Origin of the sequence: Anaerosacchariphilus hominis (assembly GCF_014290175.1) — a bacterium.
GTDB classification, from domain to species: domain Bacteria; phylum Bacillota; class Clostridia; order Lachnospirales; family Lachnospiraceae; genus Laedolimicola; species Laedolimicola hominis.
In genome coordinates this window covers 276,715-291,827 of the sequence record NZ_JACOOR010000004.1, presented here as the reverse complement: position 1 = coordinate 291,827, position 15,113 = coordinate 276,715, and the positions used below count along the sequence as shown (strand labels likewise).

General features: G+C 45.2%; 14 protein-coding genes and 1 pseudogene. 2 read left to right on the top strand and 13 right to left on the bottom strand.

Annotated elements, in window-relative coordinates; all coding sequences use genetic code 11:
* Positions 1-710: 710 nt before the first annotated feature.
* The 4 genes from yneA to cysK all read right to left on the bottom strand — a co-directional run bounded on the left by yneA (position 711) and on the right by cysK (position 4,286).
* Complete coding sequence (gene yneA, locus H8S44_RS08485) at positions 711-1,064, bottom strand: cell division suppressor protein YneA (protein WP_243167527.1); 354 nt, start codon at positions 1,062-1,064, stop codon at positions 711-713.
* 415 nt (positions 1,065-1,479) lie between these two features.
* A complete protein-coding gene (locus tag H8S44_RS08480; RefSeq protein WP_186872105.1) occupies positions 1,480-1,926 on the bottom strand; it encodes an RrF2 family transcriptional regulator in 447 nt (148 codons plus the stop codon).
* A 64-nt stretch (positions 1,927-1,990) separates the two neighbouring features.
* On the bottom strand, positions 1,991-3,298 hold the full coding sequence (locus tag H8S44_RS08475; RefSeq protein ID WP_186872104.1) for an O-acetylhomoserine aminocarboxypropyltransferase/cysteine synthase family protein: 1,308 nt from the start codon (positions 3,296-3,298) through the stop codon (positions 1,991-1,993).
* A gap of 55 nt (positions 3,299-3,353) precedes the next feature.
* Entirely contained in the window at positions 3,354-4,286 is a 933-nt protein-coding gene (cysK, locus tag H8S44_RS08470; RefSeq protein WP_158365124.1) for a cysteine synthase A, read from the bottom strand.
* Positions 4,287-4,461: 175 nt separating this feature from the next.
* On the opposite strand from cysK, the gene H8S44_RS08465 reads away from it, so the two are divergent.
* Entirely contained in the window at positions 4,462-5,208 is a 747-nt protein-coding gene (locus H8S44_RS08465) for a tRNA lysidine(34) synthetase (protein ID WP_186872103.1), read from the top strand.
* 62 nt (positions 5,209-5,270) lie between these two features.
* On the opposite strand, the gene carB is transcribed toward H8S44_RS08465, so the two are convergent.
* The 7 genes from carB to H8S44_RS08430 all read right to left on the bottom strand — a co-directional run bounded on the left by carB (position 5,271) and on the right by H8S44_RS08430 (position 12,909).
* Entirely contained in the window at positions 5,271-8,492 is a 3,222-nt protein-coding gene (gene carB / locus H8S44_RS08460; protein ID WP_186872102.1) for a carbamoyl-phosphate synthase large subunit, read from the bottom strand.
* A 38-nt stretch (positions 8,493-8,530) separates the two neighbouring features.
* On the bottom strand, positions 8,531-8,968 hold the full coding sequence (dtd, locus tag H8S44_RS08455; RefSeq protein WP_186872101.1) for a D-aminoacyl-tRNA deacylase: 438 nt from the start codon (positions 8,966-8,968) through the stop codon (positions 8,531-8,533).
* A gap of 17 nt (positions 8,969-8,985) precedes the next feature.
* On the bottom strand, positions 8,986-9,624 hold the full coding sequence (locus tag H8S44_RS08450; protein ID WP_186872100.1) for a cytidylate kinase-like family protein: 639 nt from the start codon (positions 9,622-9,624) through the stop codon (positions 8,986-8,988).
* A 72-nt stretch (positions 9,625-9,696) separates the two neighbouring features.
* The gene (locus H8S44_RS08445; protein ID WP_186872099.1) at positions 9,697-10,218 is read right to left on the bottom strand and encodes a nitroreductase; all 522 of its coding nucleotides are present in this window, start codon (positions 10,216-10,218) and stop codon (positions 9,697-9,699) included.
* Between the two features lie 144 nt (positions 10,219-10,362).
* Positions 10,363-10,824 (bottom strand): Hsp20/alpha crystallin family protein, encoded by a 462-nt coding sequence (locus H8S44_RS08440; RefSeq protein WP_158365130.1) that lies wholly within the window; start codon positions 10,822-10,824, stop codon positions 10,363-10,365.
* A 434-nt stretch (positions 10,825-11,258) separates the two neighbouring features.
* Positions 11,259-11,753, bottom strand: coding sequence for a hypothetical protein (locus H8S44_RS08435; RefSeq protein WP_243167525.1), 495 nt, complete (start codon positions 11,751-11,753; stop codon positions 11,259-11,261).
* Positions 11,754-12,282: 529 nt separating this feature from the next.
* Positions 12,283-12,909 carry a DUF3786 domain-containing protein gene (locus tag H8S44_RS08430; RefSeq protein WP_186872098.1) on the bottom strand — a complete coding sequence of 209 codons (627 nt, stop codon included), beginning with the start codon at positions 12,907-12,909 and terminating at the stop codon, positions 12,283-12,285.
* Between the two features lie 449 nt (positions 12,910-13,358).
* Between H8S44_RS08430 and H8S44_RS08425 the strand changes: the two genes are divergently transcribed.
* A complete protein-coding gene (locus H8S44_RS08425; protein ID WP_186872097.1) occupies positions 13,359-13,808 on the top strand; it encodes an Rrf2 family transcriptional regulator in 450 nt (149 codons plus the stop codon).
* A gap of 205 nt (positions 13,809-14,013) precedes the next feature.
* Here H8S44_RS08425 and H8S44_RS08420 read toward each other — a convergent pair.
* Both H8S44_RS08420 and H8S44_RS08415 read right to left on the bottom strand, forming a co-directional pair.
* A pseudogene (locus H8S44_RS08420) lies at positions 14,014-14,295 on the bottom strand (IS66 family transposase); the annotation flags it as partial.
* An 85-nt stretch (positions 14,296-14,380) separates the two neighbouring features.
* Positions 14,381-14,866: an HD domain-containing protein gene (locus H8S44_RS08415; RefSeq protein WP_186872096.1), complete on the bottom strand. Its 486-nt coding sequence runs from the start codon at positions 14,864-14,866 to the stop codon at positions 14,381-14,383.
* Positions 14,867-15,113 lie beyond the last annotated feature (247 nt).

Genomic DNA, 15,113 nt, shown 5'->3' with positions numbered 1-15,113 from the left:
AAGTATTTGCGTTAGACTTTTTTGGAGTGTCTGCTTTTGGAAGCAGGCATTTTTTGTTTATGGAATGCGCTCGATGTGGAACCGTACAGGCAGCCGGGAGGATAGAAATCTTGAACATGCATTTTTTCTCTGGTCTGACAGGTCGTGACGGCATTCGGCCTGTTACATCAGACAACACAAATGCTTACTCACCAAATCCCTCGAAAGCGAGCATACTGTTACCCAACAATTCGCTTACATTATAAACCAACCCAAACAATCTATCCGGCAGCTTCGACATCTGCATCAGTGTTGTTCTGAAATTTCAATTTTGCTTTATCCGGGTTCACCTGCAGCTTCCCGGAGGAGTGAATGAGAGAGGTTGGGACACATACTGATAGCAGATGTTTTTATTTGCGTGTATTTATAAGATACTATAGAAAACGTTCGGATACCCGTTCTGTTCCCTTTTTTGCATAGATCTATGTGAAAAACAAGGATTTGTCGCATAGATCTTTCTCCATACACCTATTATCAAAACAAAACCTGATATCCGACAGTTTACTCTCTGCCAGATATCAGGTTCTCTTTTGTACTCTAATTCTTTTTTTCTGTTCCCGTTTCTTAAGGCATTCCTCAGATGCATCTTCATCAGATAAGCTTTTGTAGCTTCCGGACTTTCTTCCTTCGTCTATCTATGTAAAACTCAGTGAGAGTATCACTGATCTGCTTTACTTGTATTCTGTGGAGTAATACGGAAGTATCAGGTATTCTCCGGAAACGATGGTGTCTCCCTTGCTCAGATGATTCACCTGTTTTACTTCCCGGATATACTCGTCTCGGGAGGCATAATTCTCGTCCATATAAACCTCTGCCAGGCTCCATAGCGTGTCGCCGGACTGTACCTCCACGTTCGTATAATACTTGTAATAAGTGACTTCCGAAGCCTTTGTCTCTGCCTTTGACAAAAAACTTCCGAACAGAATCGCTAATGTAATGGCGATACAAAGGCTGGAAATCAAAACGACCATATTTTTTCTTCTGTATACTGCTCTCCTGCTATAACTGCTTTTTCTTCCGTGCATAAGGTGTGCCCTCCCTCTACCTTTCCCACATGCTCTCCAGACATGCAAGCAAACGGTGAAAACAATGATAAAGCGAACATCTTTTCCGAACAATCGTTCTTTATGTTTGTATTATAATATCAGAACGCCTGTTTGTCAATACATATGTTCGGAAAATTTGTTCGTTTTTAGGATTGGTAAAACCAATTTACAGAATAAAAATAGAATCCTGCAACGCAGGATTCTCCGCCTGCGGCGGGTCGCATTAGCGACATGATTCCATTCCGTCGCAGTGCGATCCCCCGGAGGGGCTTTTTGCTCTATAGAAATCATAGCTTTCGAACTTTAATGCGACACAGTATTTCCTATAGAGCAAAAAAAAGAAAGCCACCCTTATGGATGACTTTCTCTGTCAAATGTCTTATGAGAATCAGAATCAGATATAATACATATCTTCACTCTGAGTCGCCCGTTCCTGATAGCTTCGCTGCAAATCAGCCAGGGTAAGCTTTCCCAGAATCGTTTCCATGGCCTGATTCACCGGGCCAATCAACATATCCTGTATGGTCTCTGAGACAGCGTAACATCGACTCTCCGGAGACACATCTTCGTCCGCTATCCGATAAGAGCCCTCCAGAATCTCCAGCACCTCTGCTGCTGTGATGTATTTGGGATTCCGGGCAAGCTGATAGCCTCCCTGAGGGCCTTTTAAGGCCTTCACAAGCCCTGCGCGGCGGAATGAAGCAAACACCTGCTCCAGAAACTGCGCCGGGATTTCTCCGCGTTCTGCAATGTTACTCAGGGAAACATACTGATTCTCCGGAGCTGAAGCCAGATCAATCAATGCCCGCAGTCCGTAGCGGCTCTTTTTCGAAAGCTGCATAAGTAAGTCCTCCTCACAAAAATAATAAGGGGCAGATTCATGATCCGCCCCTGTACTCAGTCTTTTACTGTACTGCCTTGAATGCCTCGTCCAGGTCCTGAATAATATCGTCGATGTTTTCAGTTCCGATGGAAAGACGGATGGTGTTCGGCTTAATACCCTGATCCAGAAGCTCTTCCTCTGTGCACTGGCTGTGTGTAGTGGTTGCCGGATGAATAACCAGAGACTTCACGTCAGCTACATTTGCAAGCAGGGAGAACAGCTCCAGATTGTCGATGAAGTCCTTTGCCTTCTGAGCGTCGCCTTTGATTTCGAAGGTGAAGATAGAGCCGCCGCCGTTGGGGAAGTACTTTGCGTACAGTGCTTTCTGCTCTGGATCATCGGATACAGACGGATGATGAACCTTCTCTACCTGTGGATGATTGTTCAGATACTCCACTACCTTCAGGGCATTCTCTACATGGCGCTCTACACGAAGAGACAGTGTCTCCAGTCCCTGCAGGAAGAAGAATGCATGGAACGGGGAAATGGTTGCTCCGGTGTCACGCAGAAGGATGGCACGAATTTTAGTTACGAATGCTGCTGCGCCGACTGCCTTGGTGAAGCTAATACCATGGTAGCTGGGGTTCGGCTCAGTAAGTGACGGAAACTTTCCGGATGCCTCCCAGTCGAACTTACCGCTGTCTACGATAACGCCGCCGATGGTGGTTCCATGTCCGCCGATGAACTTGGTAGCGGAATGTACTACAATATCTGCGCCATACTCAATGGGGCGAACCAGATACGGGGTCGCAAAGGTATTATCTACAACCAGCGGGATTTTATGCGCATGGGCAATCTGTGCCAGTCTCTCAATATCTACCACGTCAGAGTTCGGATTTCCCAGAGTCTCAATATAAAGTGCCTTGGTGTTGTCCTGGATAGCTGCCTCTACCTCATCATAGTTGAAAATGTCAACGAATGTTGTGTTTACGCCATACTGGGGAAGTGTATGCTCCAGAAGATTGAAGCTTCCGCCGTAAATATTCTTTGCGGATACGATATGGTCTCCGCTCTGTGCCAGGTTCTCAATGGTGTAGGTGATAGCTGCTGCGCCGGATGCTACAGCCAGAGCTGCCACACCGCCTTCCAGAGCTGCGATTCTCTTCTCGAACACGTCCTCAGTGGGGTTGGTCAGACGTCCATAGATATTGCCTGCGTCTGCCAGGCCGAAACGTGCAGCCGCGTGGTCGCAGTTACGGAATACATAGGACGATGTCTGATAAATCGGAACGGCTCTCGCATCTGTTACCGGATCCGGCTGCTCCTGACCTACGTGAAGCTGAAGTGTTTCAAATTTAAATTTTCTCTGATCTCTTGTAATTTTACTCATTGGTTTTGCCCTCTCTTTATAGATTTATTTTGTTCATGCTGCAGAATAACATTTTTTATTCTGTGAAAAGCGGTGTGGAGTAATATCTGTCTCCGGTATCCGGAAGCAGTGCCACGATGGTTTTGCCCTTGTTTTCCGGGCGCTTTGCAAGCTGAATAGCTGCGTACAGAGCCGCGCCGGAGGAGATTCCTACCAGAACGCCTTCCTTTTTTGCCAGAAGCTTTGCAGTAGCAAAGGCATCATCATTTTCAATGGGAAGGATTTCATCGTAAATCTTGGTATTCAGTACATCCGGTACAAAACCTGCGCCGATTCCCTGAATCTTATGGGGACCGCTCTTGCCTTCGGAAAGAACCGGGCTGCCTGCGGGCTCTACGGCTACAACCTTTACATCCGGCTTCTGGGACTTCAGGTACTCTCCTGTTCCGGTCAGAGTTCCGCCGGTGCCGACGCCTGCCACGAAGATGTCGACTGCTCCGTCTGTATCCTTCCAAATCTCCGGGCCTGTAGTTGCTTTATGTGCTGCCGGGTTTGCCGGATTTACGAACTGTCCCGGGATAAAGCTGTTCGGGATTTCCTTTGCCAGCTCTTCCGCCTTGGCGATGGCTCCCTTCATACCCTTGGCGCCCTCGGTCAGAACCAGCTCTGCGCCATATGCTTTCAGGATATTTCTACGTTCTACACTCATGGTCTCCGGCATGGTCAGGATGATGCGGTATCCTTTGGCCGCTGCGATGGCTGCCAGGCCGATGCCTGTATTTCCGGAGGTCGGCTCAATGATTACGGAGCCCTCTTTCAGTGCTCCCTTTGCCTCTGCGTCCTCAATCATTGCTTTTGCGATACGGTCTTTTACGCTTCCGGCCGGATTGAAGTACTCAAGCTTTACCAGTACGGTTGCTTCCAGTCCCAGCTCTTTTTCTACATTTGTAACCTCTACCAGAGGTGTGTTGCCGATGAGTCCTAATGTTCCCTTATAAATGTTTGCCATAGTGTTGTTCTCCTTTCAATCTCCTCAAGTTCGGTTTTATTTTCTTATATTTCCTATCTGTTTAGTAGTATATACCCGGTTTTTGAAATTGTCAATAGCTTTTTTTATCTTTTTCTGATAAACTAAGTAGGGAATTATTTTAGAAAATGATTTACATAAGAAAGGACTCTTTAAAATGAAGTTACAGCAGCTTTTAAGCCATGTCCGCAAGGCCGTGGATACCTACCATATGATTGAGGACGGAGATCGCATTGCCATCGGCATCTCCGGCGGAAAGGACAGCCTGACCCTGCTCTATGCATTGCATGGACTTCAGCGCTTTTATCAAAAAAAATTTGAAATTGAGGCAATCACAGTGGATCTGGGGTTCCCGGATTTTGATCTGAGCCCGATCCAGGCGCTCTGTGATGAACTGGGCGTGCGGTATACGATTGTAAAAACCGAGATCTATGACGTGGTGTTCCATGTTCGGAAGGAAAGCAATCCCTGCGCCCTCTGTGCCAAGATGCGCAAAGGAGCCCTCAACGAGGCGGTTAAGGAGCTGGGATGTAATAAAATTGCTTATGCTCATCATAAAGATGATGTGGTGGAAACCATGATGCTCTCTCTTCTATATGAAGGGCGCTTTCATTCTTTTGATCCGGTGACCTACCTGGATCGGATGGATCTGACGGTGATTCGGCCGCTGATGCTGGTGGATGAGGCAGATGTGATTGGATTTAAGAATAAATACAATCTTCCTGTCTGTAAGAGTCCCTGTCCAGCGGATGGATATACCCGCCGAGAATATGCCAAGGAGCTGGTACGGCAAATCTGTCATGAGAATCCGGGAGCCAAGGAACGGATGTTCCGGGCGGTGCTGGATGGACTTTATAAGCCCTTTGAGGATGCAGAGTATGTGCGGAAGCTGAACCGTTCCTGACACCAAAAATCGCCCGGGCCTGTCGGCTCGGGCGATTTTTCTGTTAAAGAATTTATCCTCTTTTACTCAATCTCTGCGTGAAACTCCTGCAGGGACTTCACATCAAGCTTACCACCCTTGGCATTTACCTGACGGATTCCCTCCGCAGTAGCGATGGCTGCCGCCATTGTGGTCATATAGGGGATCTTGCCCTTAATAGCTGCCTTGCGGACATAGCTGTCATCAAAACGGCTCTCGCTTCCGGAGGGCGTATTCACAATCAAATCAATCTTCTTATTGGCAATAGCGTCCAGAATATTCGGACGACCCTCGCTCAGCTTCTTGATTTTCTCAGCCGGAATACCATCTTCTGTAATCATATCGTAGGTTTTTCCGGTTGCCATAATATGGAAACCATCCTGATGGAAGCCTTTTGCTACCTGAAGAAGCTCTTCCTTATCACGGTCACTGACACTGATCAGGACCGTTCCGGACAGGGGCAGCGGCGTCTGTGTCGCTTCCTGCGCCTTGTAGAAGGCTTCTCCGAAGTTGGATGCCAGTCCCAGTACCTCGCCGGTAGAACGCATCTCCGGTCCAAGAATCGGGTCTACCTCTTGGAACATATTGAAGGGGAATACCGCCTCCTTCACGCCATAATGATGGAATTTACTCTCCTTAAGACCGGGTACCGGGGAAGGAATACCGGTCAGCTCCTCTGTAATAACCTGGGTAGCCAGCTGTACCATCTGAATGTTGCAGACCTTGGATACCAGCGGCACCGTTCTGGACGCTCTCGGATTGGCCTCCAGTACAAATACCTTACCGTCCTCGATGGCATACTGCATATTCATCAGACCGCAGACATGCATCTCTTCCGCAATCTTCTTTGTATATTCCTTAATCGTCTTTACATTCTCCTCTGATATATTCAGAGAAGGCAGGATGCAGGCGGAATCTCCGGAATGAACGCCGGCCAGCTCAATATGCTCCATGACAGCCGGTACAAAAGCGTGGGTTCCGTCACAGATGGCATCTGCCTCGCACTCCATTGCGTGATGCAGGAAACGGTCAATCAGAATCGGACGATCCGGCGTCACACCTACTGCTGCACGCATATATTCCTTCAGGCTCTCCGGCTCATGGACAACCTCCATACCGCGGCCGCCCAGTACATAGGAAGGACGCACCATGACCGGATAACCGATGCGCTCGGCAATTTCCAGAGCTTCCTCCACATCAACAGCCATACCTGCCTCCGGCATGGGGATATTCAGCTTCTCCATGATGGAGCGGAACTGATCCCGATCCTCTGCCAGGTCGATGATCTCCGGGCTGGTTCCCAGAATCCGGACGCCATTCTTTTCCAGATCTGCTGCCAGATTCAGCGGCGTCTGTCCGCCAAACTGGGCAATAACGCCCACCGGCTTCTCCTTCTCATGGATACTTAAGACGTCCTCCAGAGTCAGCGGCTCAAAATACAGCTTATCGGAGGTATCGTAATCGGTAGATACGGTTTCCGGATTGCAGTTTACAATGATTGTCTCGAAACCAAGCTTCTTTAAGGCAATTGCCGCGTGTACACAGCAATAGTCAAATTCGATACCCTGACCGATTCGGTTGGGACCTCCGCCCAGAATCATGATTTTCTGCTTATCTGTGCTGACCGGGTTCTTATCCGGCGCATTGTAGGTGGAATAATAGTAAGCGCTGTCCTTGGTTCCGCTTACATGAACACCCTCCCAGCTTTCTGTTACGCCGATGGCTGTTCGCGCGTTGCGGATATCTGCTTCCGGAACCTCCAGAAGCTGGCTTAAATAACGATCTGCGAAGCCGTCCTTTTTAGCCTGTGTCAGGATCTCCGCGGGCGGTACCTGTCCCTTATAAGTTAAGAGCTTCTCTTCCTCCTCAACCAATTCCCGCATCTGATTCAGGAAATAATCTTTGATTTTCGTCAACTCAAAGAGCTCTGCATTGGTTGCGCCCTTCCGGATAGCCTCATACATAATGAACTGGCGTTCGCTGGTAGCAGTATGCAGCATGTGCAGCAGCTCTTCCTTGGATTTTTCATGGAAATCCTTCGCGAATCCAAGACCGTAACGGCCAATCTCCAGACTGCGGATGGCTTTCTGGAAGGCTTCCTTATAATTTTTACCGATACTCATAACCTCGCCAACGGCGCGCATCTGCGTACCCAGCTTATCCTCTACGCCCTTGAACTTTTCAAAAGCCCAGCGTGCGAACTTAATTACGATATAATCTCCGTCCGGAACATAGCGATCCAGTGTGCCGTATTTTCCACAGGGGATCTCGTCCAGTGTCAGGCCGGACGCCAGCATAGCGGAAACCAGCGCAATGGGAAAGCCGGTTGCCTTGGAAGCCAATGCGGAGGAACGGGAAGTACGGGGATTGATCTCGATGACGATATCCCGGTCTGTCTTCGGATCATGGGCCCACTGTACATTAGTGCCTCCGATAACCTGGATGGCCTCTACGATCTTATAGGACTTCTCCTGAAGGCGCTTCTGCACATTTTCGGGAATGGTCAGCATGGGCGCGGAACAGAAGGAATCACCGGTGTGTACGCCCAGCGGGTCGATATTTTCAATAAAGCATACGGTGATGATGTTATTTTTGCTGTCGCGGACTACCTCCAGCTCCAACTCCTCCCAGCCGAGAATGGACTCTTCTACCAGAACCTGTCCCACCAAGCTGGCCTGCAGACCTCTGGCCACGACGGTCTTTAATTCTTCTACATTGTATACAAGACCGCCACCTGCTCCGCCCATGGTGTAAGCCGGACGGAGAACAACCGGGTAGCCAAGCTTATCTGCGATAGCGACTGCCTCGTCTACAGTATAGGCCACTTCGCTGCGTGCCATCTCAATTCCCAGGCTGTCCATGGTGCGCTTGAACTCGATCCGGTCCTCACCACGCTCAATGGCATCCACCTGCACGCCGATAACCTTGACATCGTATTTGTCCAGAACGCCCGCCTTGGCTAATTCAGAGCAAAGATTAAGACCGGACTGTCCACCGAGATTCGGCAATAAGGCATCTGGTCTTTCTTTTTCAATGATCTGAGTCAGCCGCTCCACATTTAACGGCTCAATATACGTTACATCTGCAGTTCCCGGATCGGTCATAATCGTTGCCGGATTGGAATTGACGAGAACAATCTCGTACCCCAGTTTTTTCAGTGCCTTGCAGGCCTGTGTGCCGGAATAATCGAATTCGCAGGCCTGACCGATAATAATCGGACCGGAACCGATAATCATTACTTTGTGGATATCCTGTCTTTTACCCATGTTTTCTCTCCCTGTATTTATATTGTAAATTTTTGTTTCTACGATTCTAATAAAATGGTAAATGGTCCGTCATTCAGAAGCTCTACCTTCATATCTGCGCCGAACTCTCCCCGTTCAACCACAGCCACTTCCTTTTTGCAGCTTTCAATGATGTATTCGTAGAGCTCATTTGCCATATCCGGACCCGCCGCATCCGTAAAGCCCGGCCGGTTGCCATGTCTGCAGTCTGCGTACAGTGTAAACTGGGAAACCAGAAGAAGCTCCCCGTCCACATCCTTTAAGGACTTATTAATCTTCCCATTTTCGTCCGAAAAAATACGCAGGCCAATCATTTTTTTCACCAGACGGTCTGCATCCTCTTTTGTATCTTCTTTTCCCACACCAATCAGAACCAGATACCCCTGATTGATACGGCCAATGGTTTCCTCATGCACCGTTACCGATGCATGGGAAACCCGCTGTATTACAAATTTCATTTAAAATAATACTCCTGTCAGATTCTTTCGTGTTCCTTTTCCTTGTAAGCGACAAACTCACGAATCATATGAATCGTCCCCTCAATCCCCAGCGTCGCTGTGTTCAGAGACAAATCATAACCTGCAGCTTCGCCCCATTTCTTACTGGTGTAATAATTATAGTAGCTTGCTCGGCGCTTATCGGTCTTAATAATCAAGTCCTTAGCTTTGGCGTCCGTCAGATCGTGGCGTCTCGCAATCCGCACAATACGATCCTGGAGATCCGCATGCAGGAATACATTCACCACATTCGGGAACTCTGCCAGCGCATAATCGGCACAGCGTCCTACGATCACGCAGGGGCCTTCCTTGGCAATGTTCTTGATGGCGTCAAACTGTGCCAGAAAAATTTTATGATTCAGAGGCATCTCCGAAAAGGAGGATGTGGTATAGCCCAATGAATAAGTATCCATAACCAGGGAATAAAGAAAGCTGTTGGTCGGCTTTTCGTCATGATTTTCAAAAATCTCCTGGCAGAGGCCGCTGTCCTTGGCTGCTCTCTCCAGTAATGCTTTGTCATAAAAGGGGATATTTAACTCTTCCGCAAGCTGTTTTCCGATATCGTGACCTCCGCTGCCATACTGACGTCCGATGGTGATGATTGTATTATTTGCCATAAAACCAGTCTCCCTTCCAATTGTTCTTAGCTATATTATACAACATTTTGTTGGAAAATGGAACCTGAAAAATTATTCCGCGTAATAGATATAAGACGCTTTCCGTTCTTTTGGCTCTGCCGAAGCCGCAGCCGCATAACCCAGCACACAGTGGCCGATGCCCTCATAATCTCCTTCAATTCCGAGATTTTTCAGGATTTTTTTGCCTTCCTCGCTCTCGAATTCCTCTTTCGCCCGGTGAATCCAGCAGCTTCCAAGTCCCAGATCCGCAGCAGCCAGCATCAGATTGCCCATCACGAGACTGCCGTCGTATACATGCGTCGGCTTGTTCTTGTCCGCCAGCACCACCAGTACCACAGGAGCGCCATAGAACGGATCCGCTTTTGAACCCATAATCTCTGCATTCATCTTTGAAAGCTTATCCCGCAGCTCCTTATTGGTTACGGCTATTATAATCGGTGACTGCATTCCCATTCCGGTGGGCGCCCAGGTGCCGGCCTCCAGTACTTTATCAAGCAGTTCCTTCGGAACCATATCCGGCTTAAAATTCCGGCAGCTTCTTCTTTCTTTGATGGTTTTTAATGTCTCAGCCATGATGTATCACTCCTCTCGTTTTCCCAATTATAGCATGACGGCCTTGCTTTTGCACCCCATTTTCACATGTTTTCACACCCTTTTTAGCGACATCATTCCATAAAAAGGAGCCCCGCCGCTTCCGCGGCGAGGCTCCTCACTCCATTATCCTTCGATGGAGATGTACTTTGACGTTTCAACTTCCGGTTTTTCTTCCTTCTTCGGGATGACCAGCTTCAGGATACCATGCTTAAACTCGCCCTTGATATCCTCCTGCTTTACGCCTTCGCCTACATAGAAGCTTCTCTGGCAGGATCCTGCGTAACGCTCCTTGCGGATGTACTTTGCAGTTTCCTTCTCCTGCTCATCTACGTCCAGGCCTCTTGCTGCGCTGATGGTCAGATAACCATTTTCCAGAGACACCTTGATTTCGTCCTTCTTGAATCCCGGGAGATCCATCTCCAGCTCATATGCTTTATCGGTATCCTTGATATCTGTCTTCATCAGGTTCTTACCTCTGCGGCCATACAGCTTCTTTTCCAGCTTCTGCATGTCTCTGTCATCATAGAACGGAAACTCAAACAAATCATCAAAGAAATCTTTTCCAAATACACTCGGTGTTAACATAGTAAACGCTCCTTTTTTATGTCTCGTACAATAGGTCACTGTCTTGAGGTTCCATTTCCTTTTCCCTCTTGACAACTATGTTATAGTCCTTTTTATTAGCACTGTCAAGGTGTGAGTGCTAATTATTTTGTGAAAATTGTGTGAACGCTACAAGCCATGTAAAATGGTGAAAAAGACGCCCTGCTAGTTTACTTGCAAAGGCGTCTTTTTTTGCTATTTTATAGGGCGACAGCCCTACAGCGAGGGAACTCTTTCCCGAGCTGTGCATGGCGTATATCACAGCTTCACAGGGATTTTTCACTTGCTTTCGCACTCGATTTTCTTGATTTGACCACATTTTTACGACAAATCTTTGGAAAAATATATTCGTCTGATTTTCTTACCACTCCTCATCTCTTTTATTATTAGATTTCAGGCATACTTGCTAATTTCTTCTATTCAGCCTTCCCCTCTGGGAAAATAATTTTAAACACAAAGAAAAAAATCACCATGGAAACTCCACCTGTAATAATTGTCACAAGCATGTTATAGACTACCGGGGCCACATACGCAGATGCAACTGGCATCCACAGATTATTAAATCCATTACAAATCAGTGAAATTACCACCCATGCAACAAAATACCAGATTGCCTGATATACAGGATTTCCATGACTTTTAAAAGTAATATTTCTCTGAAGTGGGAAATTGATACACTGTGCAAGAAATGACCCCAATTCATAACTGATAAAAAAGCCAAGTCCACCACCGATCAGTATATTTCCCGTTGCATCACGCAATACATTATACCCCAGCAAACTCCATGTAAATTTTACTTCAAACAGATTTATGGAAACCTTTGGCCACATAAATTCTGTACCAGCCAGACCAATTCCAAAAATCCCTGGTAAAAATGTAAATACAAGATACTGGAATACTGTCACGCCCATACTGAATATAACAAAATATAATATCTGATAAAGCCATTTTGCAATAGCAGAATGTTTCTCTTCAAAACATTCCTCAAATCTGCAAAAATGCTGAAATCAACCATGGTACTTTTTATCTTCATTACTACGATATCCATGATGTATTATCAGATATTTTTAATGATATAACTCAGGATATGTTAACAACTGTAGATCATTTATTCTGTCTAAATCAGAAAAGCTGTTCCTATCCGTTCTGTCAGAAAATGCAGATGGAATCACAATACAGGGCACCGTTTCTGGATGATGCAATTGCCCCCATTCTTCTGGAAAAATTAGCAGAAAATACAAAAGAAGGCTATGTGACCTGGCTTATGTCACACAGCCTCCTAACCTTTGAACAGGCAGAATCGGTTTTTTATTTTCAAATGAATGGCTGCCTTTCCATCAACAGACTGATGCTCCGCAATTACTGTAATGACTGGAAACAGATTCAGACAACCATTGACAAATTTATCAAAGCCGGACTGGAAAGTTTTCTGATTCATGATCAAAGGGAAGAAAATGCTTCCGATAATTTTTGCAGCAAAATTTCTCCAACTGTTACCGCATCTTCTACACTCAGATAATGATCGGCATGATCCTGAAGAAATATTTTGCCAGATACAGGAAATTCTTCATCTGCAAACCATATCTTTAAGGTTACCGGATATCTTGGCAGAACTGGAAAAACAGCACACAGATCCGCCTTTGTCTCTGTGAATTCTGCACCCAGGTTTTTACATGCTTTCTGAATTTTCTCAGGATCTTTATCCTGCAAAAGCTTTTCCAGTTTCTGCTCTGCAGTCCGGTCAAACTTGGTTCCTCGAATCAATCCATCTTTCAGGTTACCAAAAGTAATGAGCTTCTGTGAACCTTCTGTTCCATCGGCCATATCCAGATAATGCAGCAATGTCAAATAATGCCATTCGTCCATGTTTGAGCTAATACGAAACTCAGGGAGTTGAATTTCAATCGTTTCATAAAAACTCAGTACTTCAAGCACATTTCGGCTGCTATGAAAAACAGCCCCACTTTTTGCAGCAAGATCCTCTCCGGAACGATTTTGCAGCCGTTTTACTGCTGCCTGCAACATTTCCTGAAATGCACGATTTTCCGTTTGATTTTTGTATTCCATAAGCTCTCCTTTGTGAACATTTATAATATCATGTAATAATCAATGTTTATACAAGAATTTTTGTGTTCTCATAAATCTAACTTTGTCCGGATCCTCTTTCATCCATTACCTCAGTCATAGTTTCATAATCTTTTCCCTGTTTTCACGATATTCAAGTCGAACGCAGGTGAAACCTGGTGCGTGATTCTGGTCAGCGAAAGCTGACATATTCTTCTCAGAATCACTGCACATCCTCTGTAAGTTTCATTACTGTGTTGACTTTTCCTTTAATCCCCATTATAGTTGTAATTATATTATTTACAATCATCAAATATTAAAAAATGTACAGTTTATCAACACATTAAAAAGAACTGTTGAGAACTTAAGATATTTTAAACAAACCAGAAATTTTTTCACCCCAAAAACGTGAAAACAAGATTATTATATCATACTACAAGGAGCTTCTTATCATGAAATACTCAACGAAATTAAGTGATACTGTTCATGTGATGGTTCTGATTGCTATCAACCAGGAAAAATCCCTCTCCAGTGCCTCAATTGCAGAAAGTATCCATACAAATCCCGGCTTTGTACGCCAGCTTATGTTAAAACTAAAAAAAGCGGAACTTATGACCAGTGTAGCCGGACATGCCCGTCCTTCTCTTTCAAAACCAGCAGAGCAGATTACATTACTGGATATTTATAAAGCAGTTGAAGGTGATAAACCTTTGCTTCATTTAGATACTCATACCAATCCAGAGTGTGGCGTTGGCATTAACATTCAGTTATCTTTGCAGGGATTTTACAATGAAATTCAAAAGGATGCCGAAGAAAAAATGAATACGATTACTTTACAGGATATCATAGATGCCTACTATCAGCTGACATCTATAGAAAATAACTTACAGAATAATATTTAACAGGAGAACACTTTCATGTACCTTCAGCAAATACGAAATGCCACCATTTTTTATATTATGGTGGAAAAAAATTTCTGGATTTTATCAAATAGAATTACATCCAGATTATCGTAAAGATCCGTATGAACGTAAGCGCAAAATATTGCTGCGTTACTCATGAATTACGCTTGCATCAAATTGTTAGATGCAAGCGTTTTACTCTATTTTAGTTTTGACAGTTCGTTTTCGCAGTCTCGCTCCATGGGGCAAGCTGTTCCAACTGTTCATCTGACATTTTACCGTCTGTCCGCTGTGATAAGAGATATGTCAGATATTCATAGGTATTCAGATCATTCGCTTTTTTCATTTCAACCATTGTATACACAATAGCGCTGGAGGCAGCTCCTTTCGGACTGGCGCTGAACAGTCAGTTCTTCCGGTCAACAGTAAATGACCTGATTGCATTTTTGCTAAGATTGTTGGAAAAGCTGCAATGACCGTCTTCCATCATCAAGAGGTAAGTGCTAATTATTTTGTGAAAAATTTGTGAACACTATAAGCTGTGCATGGCGTATCCTAAAACTATTGTCATGTCAAATATGAAACATCTCCCTGCAAATCATTTTTCCACATGCTGTTTTAAAAATATTATGATAGGCTTTTAAAGCTGCTTCTTTCGATAAGCCATCCTCCATGATGTTTACCAGAAAATCAGCCTCTACCAAGATCTGATAATCCATTTCATCAATATTATTATAGGTATGATGATGTGCAATCAAATACTGAACCCGACCAGATACATCCTGATCAAAGCCTAATTCTCCAAGTAGCTTTTCTGCAATTGCAGGGCCTTCTTTTTCCTGTAATTTTCCATTGCAATTTCCATATTTTTCTTCACAGAAATGAATTCCAATATCGTGTGTCAAAGCTGCCGCTTCAATGATAAACAAACATTTTTTATCCACATTTTCCGTTTCCGCTATTAATTTTGCATAACTATGCACTTTGCAAAAATGTTGAATTCTCTTTGCATCTCCTCGATATAATTCAATCATTGCCAAATGTAATTTATTTATCATTGAAAGCCTCCTCCTTTTTCACATATAACAGCCTTAAAATTAATCCTGTGTTTTCCATGATATGATGTCGGGGTCAAAAGCCCCCGACTTTGATGCCTACGGATTGCTCCGTGCTACGCACTCCCACAATCCTACCCAACATTCGCATATCGTGGGATTATCATCCCACTTTTATGCTCATATCGGGGCGGGTCCTAAGGTCTTTCACCCACCTATGAGCAAGCTCATGTGGGCTTAGACCTTTTGA

Excerpts from the sequence above, each read along its gene's own strand:
- yneA (WP_243167527.1), bottom strand. The coding sequence starts at position 1,064 with ATGCACGGAAGAAAAAGCAGTTATAGCAGGAGAGCAGTATACAGAAGA.
- H8S44_RS08480 (WP_186872105.1), bottom strand. The coding sequence starts at position 1,926 with ATGCAGCTTTCGAAAAAGAGCCGCTACGGACTGCGGGCATTGATTGAT.
- H8S44_RS08475 (WP_186872104.1), bottom strand. The coding sequence starts at position 3,298 with ATGAGTAAAATTACAAGAGATCAGAGAAAATTTAAATTTGAAACACTT.
- cysK (WP_158365124.1), bottom strand. The coding sequence starts at position 4,286 with ATGGCAAACATTTATAAGGGAACATTAGGACTCATCGGCAACACACCT.
- H8S44_RS08465 (WP_186872103.1), top strand. The coding sequence starts at position 4,462 with ATGAAGTTACAGCAGCTTTTAAGCCATGTCCGCAAGGCCGTGGATACC.
- carB (WP_186872102.1), bottom strand. The coding sequence starts at position 8,492 with ATGGGTAAAAGACAGGATATCCACAAAGTAATGATTATCGGTTCCGGT.
- dtd (WP_186872101.1), bottom strand. The coding sequence starts at position 8,968 with ATGAAATTTGTAATACAGCGGGTTTCCCATGCATCGGTAACGGTGCAT.
- H8S44_RS08450 (WP_186872100.1), bottom strand. The coding sequence starts at position 9,624 with ATGGCAAATAATACAATCATCACCATCGGACGTCAGTATGGCAGCGGA.
- H8S44_RS08445 (WP_186872099.1), bottom strand. The coding sequence starts at position 10,218 with ATGGCTGAGACATTAAAAACCATCAAAGAAAGAAGAAGCTGCCGGAAT.
- H8S44_RS08440 (WP_158365130.1), bottom strand. The coding sequence starts at position 10,824 with ATGTTAACACCGAGTGTATTTGGAAAAGATTTCTTTGATGATTTGTTT.
- H8S44_RS08435 (WP_243167525.1), bottom strand. The coding sequence starts at position 11,753 with ATGGGCGTGACAGTATTCCAGTATCTTGTATTTACATTTTTACCAGGG.
- H8S44_RS08430 (WP_186872098.1), bottom strand. The coding sequence starts at position 12,909 with ATGGAATACAAAAATCAAACGGAAAATCGTGCATTTCAGGAAATGTTG.
- H8S44_RS08425 (WP_186872097.1), top strand. The coding sequence starts at position 13,359 with ATGAAATACTCAACGAAATTAAGTGATACTGTTCATGTGATGGTTCTG.
- H8S44_RS08415 (WP_186872096.1), bottom strand. The coding sequence starts at position 14,866 with ATGATAAATAAATTACATTTGGCAATGATTGAATTATATCGAGGAGAT.